Origin of the sequence: Streptomyces chlorus (assembly GCF_042655885.1) — a bacterium.
Lineage (GTDB): Bacteria > Actinomycetota > Actinomycetes > Streptomycetales > Streptomycetaceae > Streptomyces > Streptomyces chlorus.
The window spans coordinates 44,143-56,429 of sequence record NZ_JBHSOA010000070.1 but is presented as its reverse complement, the minus strand read 5'-3'; the positions used below and the strand labels follow the sequence as shown (position 1 = coordinate 56,429).

The following is a 12,287-nucleotide window of genomic DNA, read 5'->3' as shown; positions in this document are numbered from 1 at the left end:
ATATGACACGGCGTTGATCCTGTCGGACTAAGCTCGCCCGCAGCGCACCGAGTTGGGATGAATTCGTGTGTCTGTTCCCTATTACGCGGATGATTCCCATGATTTCCCGGTCCATCCCCACCCGCATGTCCCCCGACCGTCAGCCGATTCGTTTTCAGAGGCCTACATGGTGAGTGTTCAATCCCCGCCCGGTCGCCGCGAACTTCCCTACACGCGCGTGCTGTTGCTGCCGGCCATAGTGATGGCCGCGGCAACAGGAGCCGCTGTTGCCCTGGTGACGGAGCCCGCCCGGATCGCCGTCGGCGCCTGTGGTGTCGTCGCCACCCTGCTGGTGATCGTCGCCGCGGCCGAGGCGGTGCGCCGCGGCCGCGCCCTGCGGGACGAGCGAGCCGAACACGACCGTCACCGCGCGTATCTGGAAGCCCGTATCGCCGCCCATGACACGGAGACGCTGCACTTCACGGACGCCGTGGTCCCCGAGGCTCTGGACTTCCTGCACCGCGGAAACACTCCCAGGGAAGTGCTCCTCCACCTCAAGGAGGTCAACCCGGCCTGGCTTGATCTGCCCGAGTACCAGATCAAGCTGCTCAAGTCGATGCTGAAGATCATCGACGACGAGGAAACCCTGCGCGACTCCTCCCAGCGCTCCTTCGTCAGCATCGCCCGCCGCGTCCAGGCGATCGTCCACCAGCAGGCCAAGGAACTGAGGGAGATGGAGGAGGACCACGGCCGCAACCCCGAGGTCTTCGACGACCTGCTGCGCATCGACCACGGCACCGCGCTGATCGGCCGCCTCGCCGACTCCATCTCCGTACTCGGCGGTGGCCGCCCCGGACGCCAGTGGCCCGAGCCCGTCGCCCTCTACAGCGTGCTGCGCGGCGCGATGTCCCGCATCCTCGAGTACCGGCGCATCGACCTGAAGTCCATCGCCAAGGTCAACATCAAGGGCATCTCCGTCGAGCCGGTCATCCACGCCGTCGCCGAACTCCTCGACAACGCCACGCGCTACTCGCCGCCCCACACCAAGGTCCACGTCACCGCCATCGAGGTGCAGACCGGCGTCGCCATCGAGATCGAGGACGCCGGAGTCAGCCTCGACGAGAAGGCGCGGGCCCGGATCGAGGACAAACTGGAGAAGGCCAAGGCGGGCGTCGACCTCCAGGACCTCGGCACCAGCCCCCGGCTGGGCCTCGCCGTCATCGGCCGGCTCTGCTCCGGGTACAAGATGCAGGTCTCGCTGCGATCCTCCGCCTACGGCGGCGTCCGCGCGGTCCTCATCGTGCCGAGCAACATGATGACCACCGAGCCCGGCGTCGGTCTCGCCCACGGCATCGGCGCAACCGCGGTGCCCATGCAGGTCGACGCGCTCCCGGGCCCCAAGCGCGTCCCCAAGAAGCGCCGCCCCACCAGCCCGAGCATCCCCGCCACCGTCTCCATGGAGGACGACGTCCCCGAGGTCACCGAATGGACCTCCAACGGGCTGCCGCAGCGCCGCAGCCGGGTGAAGACGTCGCTGACCCAGCGGTACGCCGAGCAGGCCGCCGCCGAACGGGCCGAGCGGGAGGCCGCCGAGCGGGGCGAGACAACCCGGTCCCCCTGGCCGGCACCCGAGCCCGAACCGGCCGAGCCGAAGGACGAGCGCGAACCCGGGCTGTGGGTCGACGCGTTCTGGGACGGCCTGAAGAAGGACCTCGAACCCGGCGTCCATCCCACCGACTTCACCCGGAATCCGACCGCGTACCTGCATCTGATCAACGAACCGGCCCGCACCGAGGCCGACGACGAGGGGGACCTCAAGTGATCCAGCAACGCGCCAACTTCGACTGGATGCTCAAGGAGCTCGCCGACGGCGTACCCGGCGTCGAGATGATCGTGGTGCTCTCGGCCGACGGCCTGCGCATCGCCCGCTTCGGCGGCGAGCCGGACGCCGCCGACCGGGTCGCCGCGGCCTGCGCCGGCGTGCAGAGCCTCGCCGGTGCCGTCGCCGGGGAACTCCCGCGCAGCGACGGCGAGATGAAGATGGTGATCATCGAGATCAGCGGCGGCTACTTCTACCTGATGGCCGCCGGCGCCAACGCCTATCTCGCGGTGCTCTCCGACATGACCTGTGAACCCGGGCGGATGGGGGCCATGATGCGCGACCTCGTCGTCCGCATCGGCGCCCATCTCACCAGCCCGCCCCGCCGGAACGGGACGACCGTATGACTCCTCCGCAACGCCAGAGGCGCTCCCCGCAGGAAGACCCTCCTCCGCAACCGGCCCAGGACAAGAAGGAGGATGAACGGCCCAACCCGGAGCGGCTGTACGTCGTCGCCGGTGCGGACGGGAACCGCGCGGACCTCGACCTCGTGACACTGATCGTGGCGCGCGTCGAGGACCCCCCGCCCTCCGCCACGCCCGAGCAGGCGGCACTGCTCCGGCTCTGCGCCGCCCCCCTGTCCGTGGCCGAACTCTCGGCCTACCTCAGCCTGCCGTTCGGCGTGGTGACCGTGCTGCTCACCGACATGCTGACGGCGGAACTGGTACAGGCGCGCGCCCCGATCGTCCGCAAGGCGCTGCCCGACCGTTCCCTTCTCGAAGCGGTGATGCATGGACTTCAAAGGCTCTGAGACCATCCCGGGCCCACGGACCGAGGATCAGCTGCCGCACACGGCCGAGGCCGCGGCGAAGATCGTGATCGTGGGCGGCTTCGGGGTCGGCAAGACGACCATGGTCGGGTCGGTCAGCGAGATCAAGCCGCTGACCACCGAGGAGACCATGACCCAGGCCGGCGTCGGAGTCGACGACAACTTCGGGTCCGCGTCCAAGACCGCCACCACGGTGGCCATGGACTTCGGCCGCATCAAGATCACCGAGCAGCTGGTGCTCTACCTCTTCGGCACCCCGGGCCAGGAGCGTTTCTGGTTCCTGTGGAACGGGCTGTTCGAGGGGGCGCTCGGCGCGGTGGTGCTGGTCGACACGCGCCGCCTGGAAGTCAGCTTCGACGTCATGGGACGACTGGAGGAACGCGGCGTCCCCTTCGTCGTCGCCGTCAACACCTTCCCGGACGCGCCCCGTTACCCGGTCGCGGATCTGCGGACGGCACTCGACCTGTCCGAGGACGTCCCGATCATGGACTGCGATGTGCGACGCCGCGCCTCCAGCCGGGACGTACTGATCACGCTGATGCGGTTCCTGCACTCGCTCGCCATGACGGGCTCGCGCATCTGACACCCCGACCCCTGCTCTCCCCCCCTGCTCTCCCCCTGTTTTCCGGAGCGACCACTGTGACGCCTGAATCCCACTCCCCGACCGGAACGGACGACTCCCGGGTCGCCCCGCCCCCCGGCTGCCCCGCACACGGCCAGGGCCCCGGGGGACTGCACCGGCTGCACGAATCGGCGGACCTGAAGAACCTGTACGAGGAACTCCGCGCCGCACACGGCCCCGTGGCGCCCGCGCTGCTCCACGACGACGTGCCGGTGTGGGTGGTCCTCGGCCACGCCGAGAACCTGCACATGGTACGCACCCCCGCGCAGTACACCAAGGACAGCCGTATCTGGTCCCCGCTCCGGGACGGCCTGGTCAAACCCGACCACCCGCTGATGCCGCACATCGCCTGGCAGCCGATGTGCGCCCACGCCGAGGGCGACGAACACGAGCGGCTGCGCGGCGTGATCGACTTCGCCGTGTCGACCATCGACTTCCGCAGTCTGCGCCGGCATATCAACCGCTGCACCCAGCGTCTCGTCAACCGGTTCTGCGAAGTGGGCGAGGCCGAGGTCGTCAGCCAGTACGCCGAGCACCTGCCGATGGCCGTGATGTGCCACATCCTCGGCATGCCCGACGAGTACAACGACCGGATGGTCGAGTCGGCCCGCGACATGATCAGGGGCACCGAGACCGCCATCGCCAGCAACGCGTACGTCATGGACGTGCTGGGCCGGCTCACCGCGCGCCGCAGGCTGGAACAGCAGGAGGACTTCGCCAGCCATCTCATCACCCACCCGGCCGGACTGACCGACGACGAGGTCAGGGAGCACCTGCGGGTGGTGCTCATCGCCGCCTACGAGTCGACCGCCAACCTCCTCGCCAACGTGCTGCGCACGGTGCTGGTCGACCCGCGCTTCCGGGCCCAGCTCAACGGCGGACAGATGACCGTGCCGGAGGCGGTGGAGCAACTGCTCTGGGACGAGCCGCCGTTCAGTACCATCTTCGCCTACTTCGCCAAGCAGGAGACGGAACTCGGCGGCCAGCACATCCGCCGGGGCGACGGACTGCTGTTCGCTCCGGCCCCGGCCAACGTCGACCCTCGGGTACGCCCGGACCCGACCGCCCACATGCAGGGCAACCGCTCCCACCTCGCCTTCAGCGGCGGCCCGCACGAGTGCCCCGGGCAGGACATCGGACGCGCCATCGCCGAGATCGGTGTCGACGCGCTGCTGATGCGGCTGCCCGACCTCGAACTCGACGTCGACGACGAGGACCTGCGCCACACCGAGTCGATCGCCTCGCGCCATCTCGTCGAACTGCCCGCCCGGTTCACCCCGAGGGCGCCGCAGGACGTCACCGAGCAGCCGAACCACGACCACCGGCCGGCGGCCCCGCGCCGCGACTGGCACATCGGCAGTCCCGAACCGGGGGAGCCGGCACCGTCGCCCGCCACCCGCCCCGATCCGTCCGAGCACCATGACGTCCCCGCCCCGCGGCCCGCGGCCACGGCAGGGACACCGGGCGCGCAGTCGGCCGAGCCGCTGGTCGCCGAGCCGTCGGTCGCCGAGCCGTCGGTCGCCGCCGGCCCCGCGGAACCGGCCCGCGCGCCGGGCGCCTGGCAGCGCTTCCTGAGCTGGTGGCGCGGCTACTGACCGGAGGCCCGGGGCGCCGGGGGCCGATCCGCAGCGGCCTGGTCCACGGTGGTCCGTGCCTCGGCGGCGCGGTCGTCCGAGGCGCAGTCCTTGGCGGCGTGGTCCTCTGCGGCCCAGTCCCCGTACGAGGTCCATGCCGCGAGCGTTCGGCCACTGCGCAGCCGGTGCCGCGCCCCCGTCACCGGGTCGGTGAACTCCAGTGCCCGCGCCAGCAGTTGCAGCGGTCGCCGGAAATCACCGGCCGGGACGAGGCCGGTGACCTCCGGATACAGGGGGTCGCCGAGGATCGGCACGCCCAGGGTGCTCATGTGCACCCGCAGCTGATGGGTCTGCCCGGTGCCGGGGACCAGCCGGTACCGGGCGAGGCCGTCGGCCCGGTGGTCCAGGAGCTCGACCCGGCTGAGCGCGTTCGGCTCGCCCTCGACCTCGCGGGCGGTCAGCACCCCGCGCTCCTTCACGATCCGGTTGCGCACGGTCCGGGGCAGGGCGAGCGCCGGATCGTGGGGGGCGACGGCCTCGTACTCCTTGTGGATCAGCCGGTCGCGGAACAGCGTCTGGTACGCGCCACGCTCCTCGGGCCGCACGGTGAACAGCACCAGCCCGGCGGTGAGCCGGTCGAGGCGGTGCGCGGCGCCCAGCAGCGGGATGCCCAGCTCGCGGCGCAGCCGGGCCAGCGCGGTCTGGGTGACATGGCTGCCGCGCGGTGTGGTGGCCAGGAAGTGGGGTTTGTCGGCGACGACGATGTGCTCGTCCCGGTACACGACCTCCAGCGGGAAGGGCACCGGCATCTCGGCCGGCAGCTCCCGGTGGAACCATACGAACAGCCCTGGCACACAGGGGGCGTCGGCCGACACGGGCCGCCCGTCCGCGCCCACGATCAGCCCCGCGTCGAACATGCCGTCAACAACACCGGAGCCGGCCGGGAGCCGGGCCACGAGATGGTCCCGTACGGTGGCCCACTGCCCCGTGCCGGGCAGGCGCACCCGCACCGGGTCCACACCGTCGCGCTGCGGCAGCGGGGAGGGCGGGACGGTCCTGCGTCTGCGGGTCACGAGGGCCAAGGCTACGCGTCCGCCCCGCCCTGTTGCTCGTGCCGTACCGCCTGCTTGATCTCGGCCTCGACCACGTGGCGCGGTTTCCCCTCGGCCCGGGCGAATTCGCTCACCGCCACTTGGACGTCACGGGCGAGGTCGCGCCAGGCCCGCCAGGCCGTTTCCCAGGTAGTGGTCTGCCGGCTACTCCACTGGGTGTGCGTGGGAGGCCCGTACGTCTCCTGCAGATGGCGCACGCGGACGTGCGCCTCGTCCGCCGCGCGCTGTTTGGCCACGAGTTCTTCGAAGGTGTTTGTCACGCGCCCGGATCCTCTGGCAGCGGGCGGGGGCGGGACGCCGCGCCACGCCGTCCGCCGCGGCGCGGGGGCCGGGGTTCACCCGACCGGCGCCGCTGCGTGTGCCGGCCGGGACCCCGGGATGCCGGTTCGGCCAGGGCAGCGGATCAGCGGTGGTTCAGGTGTGGCTCAGCGGTGACTCGGTGGCGGCTCAGCCGGCCGCGGCCGGCGACTCCGCCTGCTCCTGCTCCGCCTCGACCCGTGCGTTCCACTCCTGCTTCGAGGCCTGCCAGCCGTCCTCGTTGTGACCACGCCGCCAGTAACCGGAGATCGAGAGGTCCTCGCGAGCGATCTGCCGCTCGACCCGCAGCAGATGGCGCAGCTCCTTCACGAAGTGCGCCTCGCCGTGGACGAAGGCATGCACCCGGCCCTCGGGAAACTCCAGCCCCTGCACGGCCTCCACCAGCGCCTCGCCGACCGGACGGTCCCCCCGGTGCAGCCAGGTGACCGCCACCTCGGAGTCGATCTTCTGCTCCTCCTGGGGACCCTCGACCTCCACGAAGGCGTACACCCTGGCCCCGCTCGGCAAGGCCTCCAGCGACCGGGCGATCGCGGGCAGCGCGCTCTCGTCACCCACCAGCAGATGCCAGTCGGCACTCGGATCGGGGGCGTAGGCGCCGCCGGGACCGGTGAAGAGCACCGTCTCGCCCGACAGGACCCGCCGGGCCCAGGGACCCGCCAGCCCTTCGTCGCCGTGGATCACGAAGTCCAGCGTCAGCTCGCGCTGCTCGGCGTCCCAGTGGCGCACGGTGTACGTCCGGGTCACCGGCCACTGGTCGCGCGGGAACTCCTCGCGGATCCGCCGCATGTCGAACGGCTCCGGGTAGGTGACGCCCTCGGCGGGGAACAGCAGCTTCACGTAGTGGTCGGTGCAGGTGTCCGCCGTGAAGTCGGCCAGGCCCTCGCCGCCCAGCACCACCCGCTGCATGTGTGGGGTCAGCCGCTCGGTGCGAAGCACCTCCCCGGAGTGGGGTGTGCGCGGCTGGCGTCCCGGTCGCTGTGCCATGTGGGGTCTCCCTGTCCATCAGTTAGGTTTACCTAAGTTAGCACCTCCGTTCGGCGATTACCTGTGCACACCGGCAGGGATTCCTACCGCGCGAGGGTCGTCAGCAGCCGCTCCAGGGAGCCGCCGAGGCCCCAGCGGGTCGCCAGTTCCCGTACGGCGTCCGGGTCGCGCGGCGCCCGCGGCAGTGCCGTGTCGACCTCCGGGAGCGGGACGTCGTCCGCGACCCGGACGACCTTCGGGGCGACCGCCAGATACGGGTGCGCCTCGGTGAGGCGCTTGCGCTGGATCGGGGTGAGCCTGGCCTTCGGATCGTCGACCGCCGCCAGGATCCCGGCCAGATCGCCGAACTCGGCCAGCAGCTTGGCGGCCGTCTTCTCGCCCACCCCCGGCACGCCCGGCAGGCCGTCGCTCGGGTCGCCGCGCAGCAGTGCCAGATCCGCGTACCCCGCGCCACCCACCCCGTACTTCTCGCGCAGCACGGCCTCGTCGGTGATCCGGAGCGTTCCGACACCCTTGAGCGGATACAGCACCCGCACCCCGCGCGCGTCGTCCACCAGCTGGTACAGGTCGCGGTCGCCGGTGACGATGTCCACCGGACCGCGCGCCCGCGCGGTGAACGTACCGATCACGTCGTCCGCCTCGTACGCGGCGACGCCCACGCGCGCGATGCCGATGGCGTCCAGAACGGCCTCGATGACCGGCACCTGCGGGGACAGCGCGTCGGGCACCTCCTCCTCGTCGGGGCCCGACGGACGCTCCTCGGCCACGCGGTGCGCCTTGTAGGAGGGGATCAGCTCCACCCGCCACGCCGGGCGCCAGTCGGCGTCCATGCACGCCACCAGATCGTCCGGGTGATGGTCCTTGACCAGGCGGTCGATGAAGTCGAGCAGCCCGCGCACGGCGTTCACCGGCGAGCCGTCCGGGGCCCTGACGGAGTCCGGGACACCGAAGTAGGCACGGAAATAGAGGGAGGCGGTATCGAGCAGCATCAGTCGTCCGGTCACGCTCCGCATCATGCCGCACGCCACCGACAGTGCCCCGCAGCCGCATGACCGCGAGGCGGGACGCGACACCCGTCGTATACGAGGGGGCCCTTGAAGCGTGAGTCACCCGTCGGACGAGGCGGCCCGATTGTGAAGCAGGACACGTACGTGTTTGCGACCGGCGAAACGGGGGAGACGCGGCTCCGGAGTGACGCCGGTTGCGGGTTCAGCTGTCAGGAACCCGTGAACCGCCCGACGGGTGCCGCTCCTCTCCCTTGCTGTCGAGCCAAGAGGTACGCGTGTCAACGAGGCTAGAGGCCGAGCATCTGTACAAGGTGTTCGGCAGACGACCGGGCCAGGCGGTCGAGAGACTGCGTCAGAACAAGGCCGAACGTGAGGAGTTGCGTGCCCAGGGCACCACGGCAGCCGTCATCGACGTCTCGTTCACCGTGGAACCCGGCGAGATCTTCGTCGTCATGGGCCTGTCCGGTTCCGGCAAGTCCACCCTGCTGCGCATGCTGAACGGCCTGTCGGAGCCGACCGCCGGACAGGTGCGATTCGACGGCCAGGATCTCACCGCGCTGTCCGACCGCGAGCTGCGCGAGGTCCGTTCCAAGAAGATCAGCATGGTCTTCCAGCACTTCGCGCTCTTCCCGCACCGCAGCGTTCGCGAGAACGCCGCGTACGGCCTGGAAGTGCAGGGCGTGCCCCGCGCCGAGCGCGAACGCCGCGCCGACGAGGCGCTCGCCCTGTGTGGCCTGGCCGGCTGGGAGCGGTCCTGGCCCGACGAACTGTCCGGCGGCATGCAGCAGCGGGTCGGCCTGGCCCGCGCGCTCGCGACCGACGCCGACCTGCTGCTGATGGACGAGTCCTTCAGCGCGCTCGACCCGCTGATCCGCCGCGACATGCAGGACCAGCTGGTGGAGCTGCAGAAGAAACTGAAGAAGACGATCGTCTTCATCACGCACGACCTCAACGAGGCCATGCGCCTGGGCGACCGCATCGCGATGATGCGTGACGGCCGCATCGTGCAGATCGGCACCGCGCAGGACATCCTCATCCGCCCCGCCAACGACTACGTCGCCTCCTTCACCCAGGACGTCGACCGCTCCCGGGTGCTGACCGCCGGAGCCGTGATGGAGCAGGAGGTGCGCGGCGACGAGGCCGACTGCGCCTGCGAGACCGCGACGGCGCAGACGCCGTTCACCGACCTGTGCGCGATGAGCGCCCGCGCGGCGCACCCCGTGGCGGTCCTCGACGGCGAGGGCACGGTCATCGGCGTAGTGCCCCGGCAGCGACTCGTCGGCTTCATCGGCGACGAGGACGGTGCCCCCGGCACCTGCGACTCCCCGCGCGGCGAGGGCGAGAAGGTGTTGGCCCGTGCCTAGGATTTCGCTCGGCGATTGGGTCAACAGCGCCGTCGACTGGCTGCTGGCCCATGTGGCCTGGCTGTTCGACTTCTTCAAAGCCGTCTTCACCGGCGCCTACGACGGCGTCAACGCCGTCCTCCAGGCGCCCGAGCCGCTGCTGCTCGCCGGTATCTTCGCGGTGATCGCCTTCTGGCTGCGCGGCACCGTCGCCGGTGTCCTCACCTTCGTGGGATTCGCCTTCATCGACTCCCTCGAACTGTGGGAGGACTCGATGGTGACGCTGGCCCTGGTCGTCGTCGCCACCGTCATCGCGCTCGTCATAGCCGTGCCCGTGGGCATCTGGGCGGCACGCTCGGACCGGGTCAGCGCCTTCGTGCGCCCGGTCCTCGACTTCATGCAGACGCTGCCCGCGATGATCTACCTCATCCCGGCGATCCTCTTCTTCGGGACCGGCTCCGCCCCCGGCATCGTCGCCACCCTGATCTTCGCGCTCGCCCCCGGCGTGCGCATGACCGAGCTGGGCATCCGCCAGGTCGACAAGGACCTCGTGGAGGCGGCCGAGGCGTTCGGCACCACGCCCCGCAACACCCTGCTGCGCGTCCAGCTGCCGCTGGCGCTGCCCACCGTGATGGCGGGCGTCAACCAGGTGATCATGCTCGGCCTGTCCATGGCCGCGATCGCCGGCATGGTCGGCACCGGCGGCCTCGGTGGCGCCGTCATCGAGGCCATCGGCCAGCTCAACGTCGGTCTCGGCGCCGAGTCCGGCCTCGCCATCGTCATCCTGGCGATCTACCTCGACCGCATGACCAGTGCCCTGGGCACCCAGGTGTCCCCGCTCGGCCGCCGCGCCGCCGCCAAGGCCCGCGCCGCGCAGGGACTGAAGATCTGGTCCTACCGGCCGCGCCCGCAGGTCGCCGTGATCGGTGTCGTCGTCCTGGCCCTGGTGGCCGGTGGCATGGGCATCTTCGGCGGCATCGGCAAGAGCGGCGGTACGGACACCGTCGCCGACGCCGAGAACGTCGGCAACGGCAAGAAGATCTCCATCGGTTACATCCCCTGGGACGAGGGCGTCGCCTCCACCTTCCTGTGGAAGGAGGTCCTCGAGCAGCGGGGCTTCGAGGTCGAGGCCACGCAGTTCGACGCGGGCCCGCTCTACACCGCGCTCGCGCAGGGCAACATCGACTTCCAGACGGACGCGTGGCTGCCCACCACCCACGACGCGTACTGGAAGAAGTACGGCAAGCAGCTCGAGGACCTCGGCACCTGGTACGAGGAGACGTCGCTCGAACTCGCCGTGCCCGCCTACATGGAGGACTTCGACTCCCTCGAGGACCTCAAGGGCAAGGCCGGCACCTTCGGCGGGGAGATCACCGGCATCGAGTCCAGCGCCGGAATGATGGGCCTGCTCAAGAACAAGGTTCTGCCGGGCTACGGCCTGGACAAGGAGTACAAGGTCGTCGACAGCTCCACGCCGGCGATGCTGGCCGAGCTCAAGCGCGCCTACAGCAAGCAGGAACCGGTCGTCGTCACACTCTGGTCGCCGCACTGGGCGTACAGCGACTACGACCTGAAGAAGCTGAAGGACCCCAAGGGCACCTGGGGCGAGGGCGACGGCGTGCACACCCTGGCACGCAAGGGCTTCACCGCCGAGAACCCCACCGTCGGCCAGTGGATGAAGGACTTCTCGATGACCGAGGAGGAACTCACCAGCCTGGAGGCCGAGATCAACAAGGCCGGCAAGGGCAAGCAGCAGGATGCCGTCCGCGCCTGGCTCAAGGACCACCCGGGCGTCGTCGACAAGCTGGCGCCGGTGAAGTCCGGTTCCACCGCCGCACCGGCCGAGGCGAAGCGCCCGCTGACCGTCGCGTGGTTCCCCTGGGAGGAGGACATCGCGATCACCTACCTGTGGAAGAACGTCCTCGAGCGGCGCGGCTACAAGACGAACCTGAAGCAGATGGAGGTCGGCCCGGTCTACACCGGCCTCTCCACCGGGGACATCGACCTCAACTTCGACGCCTGGCTGCCCCATGCCCAGAAGAACTTCTGGGACCAGAGCAAGGACAAGCTGGTCGACCTCGGCACCTGGTACGAGCCGACCTCCCTGGACGTCGCCGTTCCGTCGTACGTCGAGGGCGTCGAGTCCTTCGAGGACCTCAAGGGCAAGGCCGACCTGTTCGACGGGCGGATCATCGGCATCGAACCGGGCACCGGCCAGATGGACCTGCTCAAGAACAAGGTTCTGCCGGGCTACGGCCTGGACAAGGAGTACAAGGTCGTCGACGGCTCCACGCCGGCGATGCTGGCCGAGCTCAAGCGTGCCTACTCCAAGAAGGAGCCCGTCGCGGTCGTTCTCTGGTCGCCGCACTGGTCGTACAGCGAGTACGAGCTGACCAAGCTGAAGGATGACAAGAAGCTCTTCGGCGAGGGCAACACCATCCGCACCATCGCGAACAAGGCGTTCCCCGAGCAGTACCCCGAACTCGCGAAGTGGATCAAGGGGTTCACGATGAGCGAGGACGAACTCGGAACGCTCGAGAAGGAGATCAAGGGCCGGGGCCAGGGCAAGGAGGAGGCGGCCGTCGCCGCCTGGCTCGAGGAGCACCCCGACGTGGTGGGGCGCATGACCCCGCAGTGACGGCGACGTCACCACGGTGATCACCGGTTGCCGTGGTGACGCCGCACCGCTCGCCCCGAGGG

Annotated in this window: 11 protein-coding genes; 7 read left to right on the top strand and 4 right to left on the bottom strand. The window is 70.1% G+C overall.

Annotated elements, in window-relative coordinates; genetic code table 11:
• Window positions 1–166: 166 nt before the first annotated feature.
• The 5 genes from ACFPZI_RS28405 to ACFPZI_RS28385 are packed head-to-tail and all read left to right on the top strand — an operon-like array spanning window position 167 to window position 4,844.
• Window positions 167–1,801, top strand: a complete 1,635-nt coding sequence (locus tag ACFPZI_RS28405) for a sensor histidine kinase (protein WP_381368749.1) — start codon at window positions 167–169, stop codon at window positions 1,799–1,801.
• Complete coding sequence (locus ACFPZI_RS28400; RefSeq protein ID WP_381368746.1) at window positions 1,798–2,205, top strand: roadblock/LC7 domain-containing protein; 408 nt, start codon at window positions 1,798–1,800, stop codon at window positions 2,203–2,205. Before ACFPZI_RS28405 ends, ACFPZI_RS28400 begins: the two co-directional genes overlap by 4 nt.
• On the top strand, window positions 2,202–2,609 hold the full coding sequence (locus tag ACFPZI_RS28395) for a DUF742 domain-containing protein (protein WP_381368743.1): 408 nt from the start codon (window positions 2,202–2,204) through the stop codon (window positions 2,607–2,609). Before ACFPZI_RS28400 ends, ACFPZI_RS28395 begins: the two co-directional genes overlap by 4 nt.
• On the top strand, window positions 2,590–3,210 hold the full coding sequence (locus ACFPZI_RS28390) for a GTP-binding protein (protein WP_381368740.1): 621 nt from the start codon (window positions 2,590–2,592) through the stop codon (window positions 3,208–3,210). Before ACFPZI_RS28395 ends, ACFPZI_RS28390 begins: the two co-directional genes overlap by 20 nt.
• Before the next feature lie 56 nt (window positions 3,211–3,266).
• Window positions 3,267–4,844 (top strand): cytochrome P450 family protein, encoded by a 1,578-nt coding sequence (locus tag ACFPZI_RS28385; RefSeq protein WP_381368737.1) that lies wholly within the window; start codon window positions 3,267–3,269, stop codon window positions 4,842–4,844.
• Here the strand turns inward: ACFPZI_RS28385 and ACFPZI_RS28380 are convergent.
• The 4 genes from ACFPZI_RS28380 to ACFPZI_RS28365 all read right to left on the bottom strand — a co-directional run bounded on the left by ACFPZI_RS28380 (window position 4,838) and on the right by ACFPZI_RS28365 (window position 8,250).
• Entirely contained in the window at window positions 4,838–5,896 is a 1,059-nt protein-coding gene (locus ACFPZI_RS28380) for an RluA family pseudouridine synthase (protein WP_381368734.1), read from the bottom strand. The genes ACFPZI_RS28385 and ACFPZI_RS28380 overlap by 7 nt on opposite strands.
• A gap of 11 nt (window positions 5,897–5,907) precedes the next feature.
• Complete coding sequence (locus tag ACFPZI_RS28375; protein ID WP_381368731.1) at window positions 5,908–6,195, bottom strand: hypothetical protein; 288 nt, start codon at window positions 6,193–6,195, stop codon at window positions 5,908–5,910.
• A 187-nt stretch (window positions 6,196–6,382) separates the two neighbouring features.
• Window positions 6,383–7,237 (bottom strand): siderophore-interacting protein, encoded by an 855-nt coding sequence (locus tag ACFPZI_RS28370; RefSeq protein ID WP_381368729.1) that lies wholly within the window; start codon window positions 7,235–7,237, stop codon window positions 6,383–6,385.
• A gap of 83 nt (window positions 7,238–7,320) precedes the next feature.
• Window positions 7,321–8,250: a 5'-3' exonuclease gene (locus tag ACFPZI_RS28365; protein ID WP_381368983.1), complete on the bottom strand. Its 930-nt coding sequence runs from the start codon at window positions 8,248–8,250 to the stop codon at window positions 7,321–7,323.
• A 269-nt stretch (window positions 8,251–8,519) separates the two neighbouring features.
• Here ACFPZI_RS28365 and ACFPZI_RS28360 point away from each other — a divergent pair, with 269 nt between their 5' ends.
• On the top strand, window positions 8,520–9,608 hold the full coding sequence (locus ACFPZI_RS28360) for a quaternary amine ABC transporter ATP-binding protein (protein ID WP_381368726.1): 1,089 nt from the start codon (window positions 8,520–8,522) through the stop codon (window positions 9,606–9,608).
• Window positions 9,601–12,225 (top strand): ABC transporter permease/substrate binding protein, encoded by a 2,625-nt coding sequence (locus ACFPZI_RS28355; RefSeq protein WP_381368723.1) that lies wholly within the window; start codon window positions 9,601–9,603, stop codon window positions 12,223–12,225. The genes ACFPZI_RS28360 and ACFPZI_RS28355 overlap by 8 nt, the downstream gene beginning before the upstream one ends.
• Window positions 12,226–12,287 lie beyond the last annotated feature (62 nt).